This is a genomic window from uncultured Brevundimonas sp. (assembly GCF_937870815.1).
In the GTDB taxonomy this organism is placed as follows: Bacteria; Pseudomonadota; Alphaproteobacteria; order Caulobacterales; family Caulobacteraceae; genus Brevundimonas.
Genome location: NZ_CALMZS010000129.1, coordinates 14,558 through 31,383, shown reverse-complemented (window position 1 = coordinate 31,383; position 16,826 = coordinate 14,558). Strand labels below are relative to the sequence as shown.

Genomic DNA, 16,826 nt, shown 5'->3' with positions numbered 1-16,826 from the left:
TGACCGCGGTGCGCCTGCTCGGCGAGAGCGAAACGACCATCGCCATCGTCACCGTGTTGATCACGCTGGTGGTGCTGATCTTCACCGACCTCGCGCCCAAGACCCTGGCGGCGCTGCACCCGGAACGCGTGGCGTTCCCGAGCGGCTACGTGCTCGCGCCGCTGCTGCGGCTGATCTATCCGCTGGTGTGGGCCGTCAACATGATCGCCAACGGCCTGCTGCGGCTCTTTGGCGTGTCGGTCAAGGGCAAACGCGCGGAGCAGGTCAGCACCGAGGAGCTCAAGGCCATCGTCATGGAGGCCGGCGCGCTGATCCCGGAGGCGCACCAGGACATGCTGCTCGCCATCCTCGACCTCGAAAATGTCGCGGTCGAGGACGTCATGGTCCCGCGCGGGCGCATCGAAGGCGTCGATCTCGACGCCGAATGGGGCGACGTCGTCGCACAACTGAGCAGCAGCCGGCACACGCGCCTGCCGGTGTACCGCGGGAGCCTCGATAACGTCAGCGGCATGATTCATCTGCGCCGGGTGCTGAACCTCATGCGCCAGGGGACACTCGACCAGACGTCGTTCAATCAGGCGCTGGTCGAGCCCTATTTCATCCCGCTCGGCACGTCGATCAACAAGCAGCTGCTGAAATTCAAGCAAGTCAACCGCCGCATCGGTCTGGTCGAGGACGAGTACGGCGACCTCCAGGGATTGGTCATCATGAACGACATCCTGGAGGAGATCGTCGGTGACTTCGGCGCACAGACCCTCGGCCGCGCCGAGGACATCCACCCGCAGGACGACGGCAGCTTTCTGGTACGCGGCACGACCGCGCTGCGCGACCTCAACCGGCGCCTGGATTGGGAGCTCCCGACCGACGAGTCGCGGACGCTAAACGGGCTCATCACCGAGTACCTGGAGGACATCCCCGAGCCGGGCACGAGCCTCATGCTGAATGGCTACTTGGTCGAAATCGTGCGCACGCGCGGCGCGGCGGTGGATGTGGCACGCATCAAACCGATTGCGACGTCAGAATCGCCGGCAGCGACACCCCCGTCCTAGACACACCCGGCCAGAGCCCCTCCGCCCCCAGGGCGTCCAGATCGTTGCGGCTCGCGCCCGGCACCCGCACCACGACGTCGAAACGCCGGTCACCCTCGAACAGCTGGCCGGCCTCGCGACCGCCCATGGCGGCGGCGACCGTATCGGCCACCTCCTCCACGGTCAGACCGAAGCGCGCGATGGCGGGTCGGTCGAAGGTCACATCCAGCGACGGCGCGCCGTCGGTCTGTTCGACCTTGACGTCGGCCGCGCCCGGCGTGGCGTTCAACTGCGCCGCGATCTGGTTGGCGGTGGCGGTCAGCTTGTCGAGATCGTCGCCATAGATCTTGATGGCCACGTCGCCACGCACGCCGGCGATCAGTTCGTTGAACCGAAGTTCGATCGGCTGGCTGAGCTCATAGCCTTGCCCCACCTGGGCGTTGGCCGCGGCCTCCACCCGTTCGATCACGTCTTCCTTGTTGTCGACGCCCTCCGGCCATTGATCCTGGGGCTTCAGGATGATGAAGCCGTCAGAGATGTTTGGCGGCATGGGATCGGTGGCGACCTCGGCGGTGCCGGTCTTGGAGAACATGACCTCGACCTCGGGCAAGGCGGATACCGCCCTCTCGACACCGAGCTGCATCCGGATGGACTGCTCAACCGCCGTCGAAGGCACGCGCTGGGAAGCCATCGCCAGATTGCGTTCATCAAGCGTCGGGATGAACTCCTGGCCGAGCATGGTGAAGATCACCCCCGCCACGGCGAACAGGGCCAGACCGCCGCCGACAAACGGCCAGGGGCGGGCCACGGCCCGGTGCAGCACGGGTTCGTATTTCGCCTTGATCCAGCGGATGACGAACACGTCCTTCTCGGAGACCTTGTTGCGCATCACCAGGGCGACCATGGCCGGAATGAAGGTGATGGACAGGATGAAGGCGGCGACCAGGGCGAGCATCAGGGTGATGGCCATGGGCGAGAAGGTCTTGCCCTCGACGCCCTGGAAGGTCAGCAGCGGCGCGAAGACCAGCAGGATGATGGCCTGGCCGTAGACCGTGGGCTTGATCATCTCCTGGGTGGCGATGGTGGTCTCCTCGAGCCGTTCACGCAGGCTGAGCAAACGGCCTTCGTGATGCTGGCGTTCGGATAGTCGTCTCAGGCAGTTCTCGATGATGATGACCGAGCCGTCGACGATGAGGCCGAAATCGAGCGCGCCGAGACTCATCAGGTTTCCCGACACCCCCAGGTAGTTCATGCCGATGGCGGTCATGAAGAACGAGATCGGGATGATCGCCACCGCGATCAGGGCGGCGCGGACATTGCCGAGCAGCAGGAACAGGGCGATGGCGACCAGGATGGCGCCCTCGATCAGGTTGCGCTGAACGGTGGCGATCGTGGCGTTGACGAGTTTGGACCGGTCCAGAACCGGGGTGACCTTGATCCCCGGCGGCAGGGATCGAACGGTCGCTTCCAGCTGTTCGCCGACCGAGCGCGCGACGGTGCGGCTGTTCTCCCCGATCAACATCAGGGTGGTGCCGATGACGACCTCGTGGCCGTTCATGGTCGCTCCGCCGGTCCGCAGATCGCCGCCGAGACGCACCGTGGCGATATCGCGCACGGCGACGGGAACGCCGCCGCGCGTGGCGACGATGGCCTCCTCGATCTGGCTGAGGCTGCGGATGCGCGCGTCGGCGCGCACCAGATAGGCTTCTCCCCCGCGTTCGACGAAATTGGCGCCAACCGAAAGGTTCGCGGCTTCCAGCCCCTCCGCCAGTTCGCTGTAGGACACGCCGTACTGGGCCAGGCGCGTAGGGTCCGGTTCGACCACATACTGTTTCTCGAAGCCGCCGATGGTGTCGACGCCGGCGACGCCGTTCACCGTCCGCAACTGCGGCGCGATAATCCAGTCCTGCACGGTCCTCAGATAGGCCGCGCGGGAGACGTCGTCAGTCAGCCGGTCGCCCTCGGGCGTCAGGAACGACCCATCGGATTGCCAACCCGGCTGACCGTTGCGCACAGTCGCGCCGCGACCGCCCGGGTTCTCATAGTCGATGGCGTACATAAAGACTTCGCCCAGACCCGTGGTCACGGGTCCGATCTGGGGCTGGACTCCGGCCGGCAAGCTTTCCTGGGCCTGGACGAGGCGTTCGCTGACCTGCTGGCGCGCGAAATACAGGTCGACATTCTCGTCGAAGATCACGGTGACCTGGGAGAAGCCGTTGCGCGACAGGGATCGGGTCGATTGCAGGCCGGGAATACCGGCCATGGCGGTCTCGACCGGGAAGGTGACGCGTTTCTCGATCTCGACGGGCGAGAGCGAGGCGTCGGAGGTGTTGATCTGCACCTGGTTGTTGGTGATGTCGGGCACGGCGTCGATCGGCAGTTGGGTCAACTGCCAGGCGCCGTAGGTGGAGACGACCAGCACGAGGGCGATGATGATCCATCGCGCCCGTACCGACAGGGCCATGAGGTTGGCGATCATGATCTAGTGCTCCACTTCGCCGGCGCCCAGCGCGGCCTTCAGCAGGAAGGCGTTGCGGGTCGCCACCGTCTGACCGGCCCGGAGCCCGGATGTGATCTGGGCCCGTCCGGCGCTGCGCTGGCCGACAATGACCGGCACGGCCGTAAAGCCGGAGGCGGACCGCACGAACACCACCTCCTGGCCCTCGACGGTCTGGATGGCTTCCTCGGGCACCGAGACGCCGTCGGTCGTCCGGGCGTCGCGTGTGAAGATTCTTACGGCGATCGCCTGACCGGGACGCAAGCCCCCGACCCCGGACACATTGAGCAGAACGGTGGCGGCGCGGCTTTGCGCATCCACGCCCGGCGTGATCGATCGCACCGTGGCCTGTACCTCCCCTTCGGGCAGGGTGATGGAGGCCCGGTCACCCGGCGCAATGCGGTTGGCGTCATCGGCGGAGACCGCTGCCTGGATCTGGATCTCGCTGGAGTTGGCCACGCGGAACAGTTCGGTGCCGGCGCTCACGAAGGCGCCCAAGGTCGCGTTGGAGACGGTCACCCGGCCACTGATCGGGCTGACGACGCCCGTACTGCGGCCGTCGCCGGAGACCCGCGCGGCGGCGGCGGCGGATGAGGTGCGCCGCGCCTCCGCCTCGGCTTCCGCCAGGACGGTCTGGGCCGCTTCCAGATCCTGCCGGGCGGTAATCTGGGCGTCGAACAGGCGCTGCTCACGGGCCAGAGCCTGCCGGGCCGCGGTCAGCCGGGCCTGGGCCGTCGCCCGTTCCGCGGCGATCGCGGAGGCTTCACGGCTCTCGATAAGCGCGACGGTCTGGCCCGCGCGGACACTGTCGCCGAGGCGAAGCGAGACGCCGGTGATCACCCCGTCGGCGCGGGCCGCCAGAACGGCCTCGCCCCTGGGCGTTCCCACGACGGTGCCTTGGGCCACGATCTCGGCGCTGAGCGAACCGCTGCCGACGGGCGCCAGGACGATGCCGGCCGCCTGGATGCGGGCGGCGTTCATTTCCAGAGCCTCGCCGGCGCCATGGCTTTCTTCCGCCCCGGCGGTGGCTTCCGGTGCGGCATCCGCACCGCGGGTCATGCTCCAGACCGCGTAACCGCCGCCCAGAACCAGGATCGTCGCGGCCGCTCCCGCCAGGAGGCGTTGTTTGTTGGTCAGTCTCTTCATCGGGCGGATCCTTCGGTTTCGGAGGCGCGGGTCAGGGCGGCGACGGCTTGCGCCCGCTCCAGCTCGGCGGTGATCATGGCGGCCTGAACGGTGTTGAGCGCCTGTTCGGCGTCCAGCACGTCCAGCAGGGTGAAGCGGCCGGCCGAGAAGCCTTCGCGAGCGATGCGTACGGCTTCGATCGCCTCGGGTTCGGCCTGGTTTTCAAGGAAGGCGAGTTGCGCCTCAGCCGTGCGAAGCGCGGCCTGGGCGTCACGCGTCCGCCGGATGGCGGCGGCGAGGGCGGCGTTGCGGCGGGCTTCGGCCCCGGTCCGCTCGGCGTTGGCCGCGGCAATATTGCCCTGGTTGCGGTCGAACAGACCCAACGGCATCGACGCGCCGAATACCAGGGCGGTATCGTCCGTTCCGCGGAACTGGCGGGCGCCGACGCTCACCGTCACATCCGGCCGCGACAGGGTGCGTTCGCGATCAATGACGGCGATCGAGGTGGCGACCTCCGCCTCGGCGAGGCGTACGTCGAGCGCGTCGACCGGATCGATAACGGCGGCCGAGGCCGACGCCGTTTCCGGACCCGTCGGATCGGGCAGATCCTCGCTCCCGCCCCAGAGCGCGGCGAGCGCCCGCCGGGCTTGCGCATATTCGGCTTCGGCGGCCCGGACCCGGCCCACGGCTTCAAGAGCCGCGGTGCGCGCCCGCAGGGCACGAAGCGGCGGCTCGCGGCCAGCGTCGACCAGTTCAGTGGCGATGGTCTGCAGATTGTCGGCCCGCACGAACTGGTCACGGGCGAGTTCGACCCGTCGACTGTCGGCCCAGGCTTCAGCATAGGCGTCACGCACCTGTTGCTGCAGATCGGCGCGAGCGACCCCGAGACGCAGGCGCGCGACGTCCACCTCGGCCCGGGCGGCACGCTCGCGCGCGGGCCGCTTTCCGCCGAGTTCAAATCTCTGTCCGACGCTCAGCGTGCTCTCGGCTTCGTTCAATCCGGAAAGCGCGCCGGTGCCGGAAAAATTCTCGACGGAGAGGTCAAGCTCCGGGTTCGGCCTGAAACCGGCCTGCCGGGCTCGACCGAGGGCGACGGCAACGTCGGCTTCAGCGGCCGCCAGAGTGGGCGAAGAGGCCGCGGTGCGCGCCAGCGCTTCGGCCAGGGTGACGGGTTCGGCAAGGGCTGACCCTGGAGCCAGTATGGCCAGGGTCGCCGCGAATGTGATCGCGACTCCGCCGGCCGCGGTGCGCGGCAGACGGCAATTTGTGGATAGCATGGTCCTGTTTCCCGGATGGTTGACGTGGAAGGCGCGCGTGAGCGCGCGAACCCGTCAGCCCCTGGGAGGGCGGTCCGGTCCGGTGGGTTTGCGAGACGCGAGCCGATCAGTCGATGGCAACACGGGGTCGCGACCGTCCGTCGTCGGGGTCAGGGCTTCAGGTGTATGGCTGGTCGCCGCAGAACTGTGATGGCAGTGGCCATGCGCGCAGATCGCGTGCTGGTCGGGTCGGTCGTTGTCGTCCGAATCAGGATCGACCGAAGAGTCGGCGAGCCGTTCCGAAGCGTGGGCGGTCGCCGCCTCGGGGGCGCAGGTGGCGGCCTCAGCAGCGGAGATCAGGACAAACAGGGCCAGGAACGACGCAAGCAGCGCCGTCATCCAACCGCGCCTGGCCGAGGACAATCCCATGGCGCTCCATAACACGGTGCGCAGCGACATCAATCTTCCAATCGTCGCACCGACGCTCATGCCGCGACCGCCTGCGGACGATCCGCGCACTGGTAGAGAACGAACCGCTCAAGGTGTGGAGCGGCCCGCCGGGTGACGGCCGAATGCGCCGGGGCCGGCTCTCCGCCTGCAAGGTGATCAAAGCCCTTCACGACCACACGACGTCGCTTTGAGCGCGACAGACCTTCCGCCAAATGCTAATGCGAGCCATTCCTAACTGGTCATACCCATGCAACCCCTGTTCCGTCTGCTCGCCCTGCTATTCGCGCTGGCGCTGACCTCACCCGCTCTCGCTCAGCTCCCCACCGCCTCGGAGGCCCAGGTCGCCTGGCGGCTGCTCGACTACGTCTCGGTCGACTACGCCGGCGCTGTGGCGAACGGCCAGGTGACCAATCCGGCTGAATACGGCGAGATGGTCGAGTTTGGCAGCCAGATCCGGACGCGTCTTGACGCTTTGCCGCCCCATCCGGCCAAGGCCGGCCTGGTGCGCGACGCGGTCGCCCTGCAGGCGGCGATCCGCGACAAGGCCGACCCGCAGGTCGTGGGAGATCAGGCCAGAACCCTGGCCGGCGCCGTCTTGACGGCCTATCCGAGCCCGCTGGCACCCTCATTTCCGCCCGATCTGACGAAGGGCGCGACGCTCTATGCCGAACAGTGCGCAGTCTGTCATGGCGCGACCGGCCGCGCCGACGGCGCGGGCGCGGAAGGACTCGATCCGCCTCCGATCGCCTTCGCCGACGTGGAACGCGCCCGCCAACGCAGCGTGTTCGGTCTCTACCAGGTGATCGACCAGGGGCTAGACGGGACGGCGATGGCCAGCTTCGCCCATTTGCCGGCAGAGGATCGTTGGGCCCTGGCCTTCTATGTCAGCCGCTTCGCCTTCACTGACGCCGAAGCCGCCGAAGGCGAGCGCCTCTGGAAGGCCGACCCGGCGCTCCGCGTCGCCTACCCCGATCTGGCCGCCGTCGCCACGGCCACGCCGGCGGATCTGGCGAGCCGGATCGGCGAGACCAAGGCACGTGCGGTGACGGCCTATCTTCGCCGTCACCCCGAGGCGACGGCGCGTCCCGAGGGGGCGACCCTGACCCTGGCGCGAACGCGCCTCGCGGAAAGCGAGGCGGCCTATCATCGCGGCGACCGCAAGGCCGCCACGGACCTGGCGCTGTCGGCCTATCTCGACGGCTTCGAACCGGTGGAGCCCGCGCTCGGCGCCCGTGACGGGGCGCTGCTGCGCCGGATCGAGACGGCCATGACCGCGTTGCGCGCCTCGATCAGCAAGGGCGCGCCCGCCGAAGAAGTCGCGGAGAGGGTCGCCCGTCTGAACGCCCTGTTTGACGCGGCCGAGCGGGCGCTCGCGCCTCAGGAAGCGAACAATCTCGCCAGCTTCCTCGGTGCCTTGACCATTCTGCTGCGTGAGGGACTGGAAGCTCTGCTCATCGTGGTGGCGATGATCGCCTTCCTCAGGAAGGCCGATCGGCCCGAGGTGCTGCCCTACGTCCACGGCGGCTGGGTGGCCGCGCTGGTCGCCGGCGGCGCGACCTGGGCGGCCGCGACCTTCTTCATCTCCGTCAGCGGCGCCAGCCGGGAGCTCACCGAAGGGTTCGGCTCACTTCTGGCCGCTGTCGTGCTCGTCTCTGTCGGTATCTGGATGCACGGCAAGTCGCATGCCGACGCCTGGCAGACCTATATCCGCGACAAGCTGTCCAGGGCCCTCTCGAGGCGGTCGGCCTGGTTCCTGTTCCTGCTCGCCTTCGTCGTGGTCTACCGGGAGGTGTTCGAGACCATCCTGTTCTATGCGGCGATCTGGAGCCAGGGGGGCCATGTCGGCATGCTCGCCGGTGCCCTGACCGCCGTGGCGATCCTGGCGGTGATCGCCTGGGCGCTACTGGCCTACAGCAAACGCCTGCCCATCGGCCGGTTTTTCTCGTGGAGCTCGATCCTCATGGCCGTCCTGTCGGTCGTTCTCATCGGCAAGGGAGTGGCGGCGCTGCAGGAGGCGGGCTGGCTCGATATCCACCCGCTCGCCTGGATCCCGCGGATCGAGATCCTCGGCCTCTATCCGACGGTCGAGGGCTTGGCCGTTCAGCTTCTGACCATCGCCGTCCTTGTGATCGGCTTCGCCCGGACGTCGTCACCCAGGACGGCTCGACCGCCCCACTGAAGGCGGCCCCTTGTTTACGGTCCTCAGGCTAAGGCCTGAGCGCCAGACCGTTGCGCGCCACGGTCCTGCAAGTCGTCATTTTTGGCGATTAGAGCAGAAAAACATCATATAAGTCGTCATAATAGGCGAATTAGATCGTGCGATTTGGATTTTCACAAGTCGCCAATATTGACGAATTAACTTGGTATCGATATCTTACTCGCCGAAAGTGGCGAATTATGAAGATATCGAGCCTGACCACTGATGACGCAGCCCTCGCGGAGCTTGGCCGCAGGATCGCTGAAGCGCGACTCGCGCGACAGATGACCCAGGCCCAGTTCGCTCAAGCCGCAGGAGTGTCCAAGCGAACGGTCGAGCGCCTCGAGGGCGGGGCCTCGACCCAGTCCGCCAATCTGGTGCGCTGCCTTCGGGCCCTGGACAAGCTGGACGGTCTCGACCGGCTCCTGCCTCAGAGCCCGCCCAATCCTATCGATCTGCTGGAACGTCACGGCAAGACCCGACAGCGCGCCCGGCCGGACCCCGACGAAGGCGCTGGAGCCGGGAGGCCCTGGGCCTGGGGCGACGAACAATGACGACCATCGCCGAGGTCCGTCTGTGGGGAAGACGCATCGGCGCCGTGTCCCTGGAAGACGGCGCCGACGTCGCCGCCTTCGCCTATGCGCCCGCCTTCATCACCAGTGGCATCCAGCCGGCGCCGCTGATGATGCCCCTGGGCCCCGAGATCCATAGCTTCCCGGACCTCAACCCGCGCAGCTTCCACGGCCTGCCGGGGATGCTGGCCGACGCCCTGCCCGACAAGTACGGCAACACGCTGATCGACGCCTGGCTCGCGACCCAGGGCCGGACGCCCGAGAGCTTTAACGCGGTCGAACGGCTTTGCTACACCGGCGAGCGCGGCATGGGCGCCCTGGAGTTCGCCCCGGCCAAGGGCCCGCGCCGCAAGGCTGCGACCCGGATCAAGCTCGACGCCCTGGTCGAGCTGGCGTCGGAAGTCCTGACCCATCGCAACGACCTGCGCTCCTCATTCGCCGATGAGACCAAGGCCGAGGCTCTGCGCGACATCCTGCGGGTCGGCACCTCAGCCGGCGGCGCCCGCGCCAAGGCGGTCATCGCCTGGAACGCCGAAACCAATGAAGTCCGCTCAGGCCAGGTCGAGGCCGGCGACGGCTTCGACTACTGGCTGCTGAAATTCGATGGCGTGAGGGGCAACAAGGACAAGGAGTTGACCGATCCGCAAGGCTATGGGGCGGTCGAATACGCCTATTCCCGGATGGCCGCCGCAGCCGGGGTCCAGGTGGCCGAATGCCGTCTGCTCGAAGAAGGCGGCCGGCGGCATTTCATGACCAGGCGGTTCGACCGCCTTCCCGGCGGCGGAAAGCTGCACATGCAGTCCCTCGCCGCCCTCGCCCACTTCGATTTCAACGACCAGAACGCCTATTCGTACGAACAGGCGCTGTTCGTCATGCGTCGTCTCGGGCTGCCGATGGAGGCGCTCGAAGAGCAGTTTCGGCGCATGGCCTTCAACATCGTCGCCCGCAACCAGGACGATCACGTCAAGAACATCGCCTTCCTGATGGACAGGGCCGGCACCTGGAGCCTGTCGCCGGCCTTCGACATCACCTGGAGCTACAATCCGGCGGGCGATTGGACGGCGCGCCACCAGATGTCGATGAACGGCAAACGCGACGGCTTCACCCTGGACGACTTCGACGCCAGCGCCCGCGTCGCGTCGATCAACGCCCGCCGGGCGCGCGCGATCGTACAGAAAGTTCGCGACGCCGTGGCTCGCTGGCCCGAATTCGCCGACGCCGCCCGGGTCGGCGAGGACTGGCGCAAATCCATAGATCCCTCACTCCGGACGGACCTCTAGACCCGCGGCGCCCTGCGCGGCGGTGGCGACGAGCGGAAGATCGGGGCCCCTGGATTGGCCCCCCGGGCGCCGGGCCAGGCCGCGTCAACTTGGCCGTTGCCACGCCCGGCGACGCGCTTTATGGCCCGAAGCAGGAGCCCCCATTGTCCCGATTGTTTCGCACCCTTTGCGTGAGCTTTTGCGCCGCCTTGTTGGCGGTGACGAGCCTCTATGGGGCGTCACAGACCGGGCATCGGATCGCCCATACGTTCGACTGGCCGCCGATCGCCTCCCCCGGCAGCGCGTTCGATGCAGACCACGACCCGCTTCACGTCCATGTCGCGCCCAAGCCTGCGACCGAGACTGACGCAGCCGGCGGCGAAGAACCGGATACCGGCGAGACCCGACCCACGGGTCATCACCACGCCGCGACCGGCGACAGCCCGAACGCCGTCCCGGAAGCCGGCCACGGTGTGAAGGCGATCCTTCGATCGACCACAGGTCAGCATTGGTCCGCCGGCGATCCGTCGCGGCCGAACCACGACGGCGACGGCCCCGAATATCCTCCGAAACGGATGCGCACGGTCATCTGAACCTGCGCAGCCTTTCGGCTGCGCGCGCAATCTGTTTCCCGGAGATATCCTTGAAAACCCCGAATGCCGGCGCTGCCGGATCGTGGGCGCGCATGGCGGCCGTTTCGGCGCTTGCGCTCTCGCTGGCGGCCCTGCCGTCTCATACCGCCCTGGCGCAGCAGCCGCCCCTCACTGCCGTGGACGCGCCGGCCCTGTCGTTGCTCGACGCCCTCGCGCGGGCCGCCGACGTCGACCCGGCGCTCGCCGGGGGTGAAGCCCGCGCCCGCGCCGGCGATGCCGCCGTGCGTCAGGCCGATGTCCGCCCCAACCCGAGCCTTGGTCTGATGGTCGAAAACCTGCCCACACTGGGCGGGGGCAATATCATCGACCGAACCGAAACGACCCTGTCCTACGAGCAGCGTTTCGAGCGAGGCGGCGACCGACCGGCGAGGGTGGCCCTGGCGCGCGGTGAAGCCGCCGTGGTCCAGGCCGAAGCCGCCGTGCGGAGGCTGGACCGGCTGGAGCAGGTGCAGCGCGCCTGGGTCGACGCTCTGGCCGCCGGAGCCGAACTGGAGATCGCTCGCGAGCGACTGGCGTTGGCGGAACGCTTTCAGGCGGAAGTGCAGCGCCGCGTGAACATGGCCCGCGACCCCCTGTTCGCGGGCGCTCGCGCCGAGGCCGAGCTGGCGCAGGCCCAGATCGATTTTGATCAGGCCGGGATTGAGGCCCGGCTGGCCCGCGCCACGCTCGGACGCTTCTGGATCGGCACCTCGACCTTCTCGCTTGATCCTGCCGATTTCGAAGACACCAGCGCCGCGCGCAAGGCGGCCGGCCCCGCCTCCGAGATCGATCTCGCGGTTCTGTCGGCGCAGCGCGATGTCGCCCTGGCCCGGGTTCGGGTGGAACAGGCTCGTGCCATGCCGGACGCCACCGTCAGTGTGGGCGTCCGGCATTTCTGGGAGGGCCAGGACCTCGGCCTGGTGGTCGGCGGCTCCATTCCGCTCGGTCGTTTTGACCGCAATGAGGGGGCCATCGAACGGGCCAGGTTCGAGGGGGTCGCGGCCGAGGCCGACATGGCCGCGCTTCGGCTGGACCGGGAACGCGAGATCGCGCGGCTTCAGGTGCTGCTCGCCTCACGGGCGATGGAAGCACAGCGGATCGCCGAGGAGACCCTGCCCCAGGCCGAGCGCGCCGTCGTTCTCGTTCGCGAAGGTTTCGCGCGCGGCGGCTTCACCTACAACGACGTGATCTCCGCCCAGACGGCGCTGCTCGCGACCCGGGCCCGGCGTGTCGCCGTTCTCAAACAGTTTCACATTGATCGCGCCCGCCTTGACCGGCTGACCGGCGCGCATGCCCCCCTGCTGGGCCTGGAGATCCGTTCATGACCCCTCACACCCCATCGCGGCGGATCATCGCCGCCGCCCTGTTTGCCGTTGCCGTCGTCGTCTCCGCCTGCGGTCCCGGCGGTTCAGCGGAAAAAGCCGAAGGCGAGGTCGCAGCGGGCGACTATGAGCGTGGCCCCCATCGCGGACGGATGCTGCGAGACGGTGATTTCGCACTGGAGGTCACCATCTATGAGGATGGTCCGGAGCCACTGTTCCGGCTCTATCCCTATCTCAAGGACAAGCCCCTCGATCCGCGCCAGGTCCAGGCCAGCATCACCCTGGGTCGACTGGGTCCCAAGACCGACCGGTTCGTCTTCACCGCCGAGAACGACTACCTCGCGGCCCCGGGCGTGGTCTTCGAGCCCCACTCCTTCGACGTGACAGTCGCCGCCGCCCATGCCGGACGCCAGCACCGCTGGAGCTATGAGTCCTATGAAGGGCGCACCACCATCACCGCCGATGCCGCCCGGGCGGGCGGCGTAACCACCCAGAGAGCCGGCGGAGCAGTCCTGGGCGAGAGCCTGCCGCTTAGCGGCCGGGTCGAGATCACGCCGGAGGGCCAGAGTGAGGTCCATGCCCGCTATCCCGGTCGCGTCATGGCCATGTCGGTCCAGCTCGGCGATCGCGTCCGGCGTGGACAGGTCCTCGCCCGGGTCGAATCCAGCGAAAGCCTGCAGACCTATTCCGTCACGGCCCCGATTTCGGGGATGATCACGGCCAAGAATGCCAACCCCGGAGCCATTACCGGCAATGGCGAGCCGATGCTGACCATCGGCGATCCGACCCGTCTGCACGCCGAGTTCTTCCTCTATCCGCGCGACGCAGAGCGCGTCCGGGTCGGGCAACGCGTGGAGGTCACAAGCCTGGCCGGGGATCACCGCGCGCTTGGCGTCATCGAGGCCGTGCTGCCGTCCAGTGACCCCATGAGCCAGACACTGGTCGCCCACGTCGCGCTCCCCTACCAGGGCGGCGTCTGGCGGCCGGGTCTGGGGGTCAGCGGCACGGTCCAGGTCGGTCAGGGCGAGGTGCCGCTGGCGGTCCAGACCAAGGCCATCCAGCCGTTCCGGGATTTCCAGGTCGTCTACGCCAGGGTCGGCAACACCTATGAGGTGCGGATGCTCGAACTGGGGCGTCGAACCGACGAATGGACCGAGGTCCTCGGCGGGCTTGAACCCGGAACCGAATACGTCGTCGACGGTGCCTTCCTCATTCGCGCGGACATCGACAAGTCCGGCGCGAGCCATGACCACTAGGGGGCGCGACCATCATGCTTGAACGCATCATCGCGCTGTCGATCCGGTTCCGCTGGGTCGTCATGGCGCTCGTCCTTCTGGCCTGCGCGGTCGGGGTCTGGAGCTTCCAGCGCCTGCCCATCGACGCCACGCCCGACATCACCAACGTCCAGATCCAGATCAACACCGAGGCTCCCGGCTATTCGCCCCTGGAGGCCGAGCAACGCATCACCTTCCCTGTCGAGACGGCGGTGGCGGGCGTGCCCGGCCTGCAATATACGCGCTCGGTCTCACGCTACGGGTTGAGCCAGGTCACCGTCATCTTCGACGACGGCACCGACATCTATTTCGCGCGCCAACTGGTCAACGAGCGGCTGCAGAACGCGCTCAGCCAGCTTCCCCCCGGCGTCACGCCCGAACTCGGCCCGATCGCCACAGGCCTGGGCGAGATCTTCATGTATACGATCGACGCCGCGCCGGACGCCCGTCGTCCGGACGGCCAGCCCTATACGACCGAGGATTTGAGAACCCTGCAGGACTGGGTGATCCGGCCCCAGTTGCGCAACACCAAGGGCGTCACCGAGGTCAATACGATCGGCGGTTACGAGCGCCAGTATCATGTGACGCCCCAGCCCGAACGACTGTCGGCCTATGGCGTGACCATGGCCGAAGTCGTCGATGCGCTGAACAACAACAACGCCAATGTCGGGGCCGGCTATGTCGAGCGCTACGGTGAGCAGTATCTGATCCGCGTGCCGGGCCAGGCTTCGACGACCGAGGATCTCGGCAGCGTCGTCATCGCCACCCGGGGCGGTGTTCCGATCCGGATCGCCGATGTCGCGGACGTGGGCATGGGCGAAGAGTTGCGCACCGGAGCCGCGACCGAAGACGGCAAGGAGACCGTGCTCGCCACGGTCTTGATGCTGGCGGGCGAAAACAGCCGCGTGGTGGCCCGGGCCGCCGCCGTCAGTCTGGAACAGGCGGCGCGCGCGCTACCCGACGGGGTGACCGCATCGCCGGTCTATGACCGGACGGACCTGGTCGATCGCGCCATCCACACAGTCGAGAAAAACTTGCTGGAAGGTGCCCTGCTGGTCGTCGTCGTCCTGTTCCTGTTGCTCGGAAACATCCGCGCCGCCCTGATCACGGCGGCGGTCATCCCGATCACCATGCTGATGACCATCACCGGCATGGTGCGGACGGGGACCTCGGGCAATCTGATGAGCCTCGGCGCGCTCGACTTCGGCCTGATCGTCGACGGCGCCGTCATCATCGTGGAAAACTGCTTGCGCCGCTTCGGGGAGGCCCAGCACCGACTGGGCCGTATCCTGACCCGGGAAGAACGATTTGATCTGGCGGCCTCGGCTTCCAGCGAGGTCATCCGGCCGTCGCTGTTCGGGATCCTGATCATCACCCTCGTCTATGTGCCGATTTTCGGCCTGACCGGGGTTGAAGGAAAGATGTTCCACCCGATGGCGATCACCGTCGTCATCGCCCTGACCGCCGCCCTCGTCCTGTCGCTGTCCTTTGTGCCTGCCGCGGTCGCGATGTTCGTCACCGGCAAGGTGGAGGAAAAGGACAGCTTCGTGATGCGCTGGGCCCGGGTCGGCTATCAGCCGGCGCTGGACTTCGCGCTGAAGACCCGGGGTTTGATGATCGGCATCGCCGTGGCGCTTGTCCTTCTGGCGGGCTTCGGCGCGTCGCGAATGGGTTCGGAGTTCGTGCCCAATCTCGACGAGGGTGACATCGCCATGCACGCCCTGCGCATTCCCGGCACCAGCCTGAGCCAGGCCATCCAGATGCAGACCGCGCTGGAGGCCCGCATCGCCGCCTTCCCGGAGGTCGAGCGGGTCGTGGCCAAGATCGGCACTGCCGAAGTCGCCACTGACCCGGTGCCGCCTTCGGTCGCCGACACTTTCATCATGCTGAAGGACCGCTCCGACTGGCCCGATCCCAGAAAGCCGCGCGGTCAGCTTGTCGAGGAGATGGAAGCCGCCGTGAACGAAATCCCCGGCAGCAAATACGAGTTCACCCAGCCGATCCAGATGCGGTTCAACGAACTGCTTTCGGGCGTGCGCGCCGATGTCGCCATCAAGGTGTTCGGCGACGATCTGAACGAACTGCTCAGGCTCGGCGCCGAGATCGAAGGCATCGTCGCCGGCGTGGATGGCGCGGCCGATCCCCAGACCGAACAGGTCACGGGTCTGCCGGTGCTCCAGATCACACCCAACCGGGCTGCCATGGCGCGACTGGGTTTGAGCGTCAACGACGTCCAGTCGGTCATCTCCACCTCGATGGGCGGCACCACGGCGGGGCAGATTTTCGAGGGCGACCGGCGTTTCGACGTCGTCGTTCGCCTGCCCGAAGCGCTGCGATCCAACACCGATGCGATCGGTCGCCTGCAGATACCCCTGCCGGCGGGCGAGGGACAGGCGCGTCAATTTGTGCCCCTGGCCGAGGTGGCGACGATCGAGCTTGCGGTCGGTCCCAACCAGATCAGTCGCGAGAACGGCAAGCGACGGATCGTGGTCACCTCCAACGTGCGCGATCGCGACCTGGGCTCATTCATCGGGGAAGTGCAGGAGCGGGTCGAGACCGAGGTGACGATCCCCGCCGGCTACTGGGTCACCTATGGCGGTACGTTCGAACAGCTCATCTCGGCGGCGAAACGGCTTCAGGTCGTGGTGCCGGCTGTGCTGCTGCTGATCTTTGGCCTGCTGTTCGTCCTGTTCCGCTCGTGGAAGGACTCGGCCATCGTCTTCTCCGGCGTGCCCCTGGCGCTCACCGGCGGGGTGGCCGCCCTGATGATGCGTGATCTGCCGCTGTCGATCTCGGCGGGCGTCGGCTTCATCGCCCTGTCCGGGGTCGCTGTGCTCAACGGCGTGGTCATGGTCAGCTTCATCCGGGGCCTGATCGAAGAGGGCAAGCCGATCCCCACGGCTATCCGCGAAGGCGCACTGACCCGTCTGCGGCCTGTGCTGATGACCGCCCTGGTCGCCAGCCTGGGCTTCGTGCCCATGGCGCTCAACGTCGGGACCGGGGCCGAGGTCCAGCGTCCGCTGGCCACGGTGGTCATCGGCGGGATCATCTCGTCGACCCTGCTGACCCTGCTCGTGCTCCCGGCGCTCTACAGCCTCGTCCACGGCCGCGACCGGACCGAGGATCGTCCCCGTCCCGCCTGGCTCGACCACCTGCCGTTCCGCGTCAAGCGGAGGCGGTTCTGACCGTCCGCCGCTCCACACCCTCCCCCAAC

At 67.5% G+C, this 16,826-nt stretch carries 11 protein-coding genes and 1 pseudogene; 8 read left to right on the top strand and 4 right to left on the bottom strand.

Annotated elements, in window-relative coordinates; all coding sequences use genetic code 11:
* The coding region (locus Q0588_RS08425) for a CNNM domain-containing protein (RefSeq protein ID WP_298745489.1) at window positions 1–1,049 on the top strand (1,049 nt) is incomplete at its 5' end.
* 22 nt (window positions 1,050–1,071) lie between these two features.
* Here the strand turns inward: Q0588_RS08425 and Q0588_RS08420 are convergent.
* From Q0588_RS08420 to Q0588_RS08405, 4 genes and pseudogenes are all read right to left on the bottom strand, one after another.
* Window positions 1,072–3,507: pseudogene (locus Q0588_RS08420) on the bottom strand (CusA/CzcA family heavy metal efflux RND transporter); the annotation flags it as partial.
* Window positions 3,508–3,510: 3 nt separating this feature from the next.
* Window positions 3,511–4,671: an efflux RND transporter periplasmic adaptor subunit gene (locus Q0588_RS08415; protein ID WP_298745488.1), complete on the bottom strand. Its 1,161-nt coding sequence runs from the start codon at window positions 4,669–4,671 to the stop codon at window positions 3,511–3,513.
* Window positions 4,668–5,927, bottom strand: a complete 1,260-nt coding sequence (locus tag Q0588_RS08410; RefSeq protein ID WP_298745487.1) for a TolC family protein — start codon at window positions 5,925–5,927, stop codon at window positions 4,668–4,670. The genes Q0588_RS08415 and Q0588_RS08410 overlap by 4 nt, the downstream gene beginning before the upstream one ends.
* Before the next feature lie 54 nt (window positions 5,928–5,981).
* Complete coding sequence (locus Q0588_RS08405) at window positions 5,982–6,395, bottom strand: hypothetical protein (protein ID WP_298745486.1); 414 nt, start codon at window positions 6,393–6,395, stop codon at window positions 5,982–5,984.
* 208 nt (window positions 6,396–6,603) lie between these two features.
* On the opposite strand from Q0588_RS08405, the gene Q0588_RS08400 reads away from it, so the two are divergent.
* The 7 genes from Q0588_RS08400 (at window position 6,604) to Q0588_RS08370 (ending at window position 16,797) form a co-directional block, all read left to right on the top strand.
* Window positions 6,604–8,535, top strand: coding sequence for an FTR1 family protein (locus Q0588_RS08400; protein ID WP_298745485.1), 1,932 nt, complete (start codon window positions 6,604–6,606; stop codon window positions 8,533–8,535).
* 218 nt (window positions 8,536–8,753) lie between these two features.
* On the top strand, window positions 8,754–9,107 hold the full coding sequence (locus Q0588_RS08395) for a helix-turn-helix transcriptional regulator (protein WP_298745484.1): 354 nt from the start codon (window positions 8,754–8,756) through the stop codon (window positions 9,105–9,107).
* Window positions 9,104–10,405, top strand: a complete 1,302-nt coding sequence (locus Q0588_RS08390) for a HipA domain-containing protein (RefSeq protein ID WP_298745483.1) — start codon at window positions 9,104–9,106, stop codon at window positions 10,403–10,405. Before Q0588_RS08395 ends, Q0588_RS08390 begins: the two co-directional genes overlap by 4 nt.
* Before the next feature lie 152 nt (window positions 10,406–10,557).
* On the top strand, window positions 10,558–10,977 hold the full coding sequence (locus Q0588_RS08385; RefSeq protein ID WP_298745482.1) for a hypothetical protein: 420 nt from the start codon (window positions 10,558–10,560) through the stop codon (window positions 10,975–10,977).
* Window positions 10,978–11,069: 92 nt separating this feature from the next.
* Window positions 11,070–12,341: a TolC family protein gene (locus Q0588_RS08380; RefSeq protein ID WP_298745481.1), complete on the top strand. Its 1,272-nt coding sequence runs from the start codon at window positions 11,070–11,072 to the stop codon at window positions 12,339–12,341.
* The gene (locus tag Q0588_RS08375; protein WP_298745480.1) at window positions 12,338–13,594 is read left to right on the top strand and encodes an HlyD family efflux transporter periplasmic adaptor subunit; all 1,257 of its coding nucleotides are present in this window, start codon (window positions 12,338–12,340) and stop codon (window positions 13,592–13,594) included. Before Q0588_RS08380 ends, Q0588_RS08375 begins: the two co-directional genes overlap by 4 nt.
* Before the next feature lie 14 nt (window positions 13,595–13,608).
* On the top strand, window positions 13,609–16,797 hold the full coding sequence (locus Q0588_RS08370) for a CusA/CzcA family heavy metal efflux RND transporter (protein WP_298745479.1): 3,189 nt from the start codon (window positions 13,609–13,611) through the stop codon (window positions 16,795–16,797).
* The last annotated feature ends 29 nt before the right edge of the window (window positions 16,798–16,826 follow it).

Bases quoted from the DNA above. Each gene is read 5' to 3' on its own strand.
- Q0588_RS08415 (WP_298745488.1), bottom strand. From the start codon at position 4,671: ATGAAGAGACTGACCAACAAACAACGCCTCCTGGCGGGAGCGGCCGCG.
- Q0588_RS08410 (WP_298745487.1), bottom strand. From the start codon at position 5,927: ATGCTATCCACAAATTGCCGTCTGCCGCGCACCGCGGCCGGCGGAGTC.
- Q0588_RS08405 (WP_298745486.1), bottom strand. From the start codon at position 6,395: ATGAGCGTCGGTGCGACGATTGGAAGATTGATGTCGCTGCGCACCGTG.
- Q0588_RS08400 (WP_298745485.1), top strand. From the start codon at position 6,604: ATGCAACCCCTGTTCCGTCTGCTCGCCCTGCTATTCGCGCTGGCGCTG.
- Q0588_RS08395 (WP_298745484.1), top strand. From the start codon at position 8,754: ATGAAGATATCGAGCCTGACCACTGATGACGCAGCCCTCGCGGAGCTT.
- Q0588_RS08390 (WP_298745483.1), top strand. From the start codon at position 9,104: ATGACGACCATCGCCGAGGTCCGTCTGTGGGGAAGACGCATCGGCGCC.
- Q0588_RS08380 (WP_298745481.1), top strand. From the start codon at position 11,070: ATGGCGGCCGTTTCGGCGCTTGCGCTCTCGCTGGCGGCCCTGCCGTCT.
- Q0588_RS08375 (WP_298745480.1), top strand. From the start codon at position 12,338: ATGACCCCTCACACCCCATCGCGGCGGATCATCGCCGCCGCCCTGTTT.
- Q0588_RS08370 (WP_298745479.1), top strand. From the start codon at position 13,609: ATGCTTGAACGCATCATCGCGCTGTCGATCCGGTTCCGCTGGGTCGTC.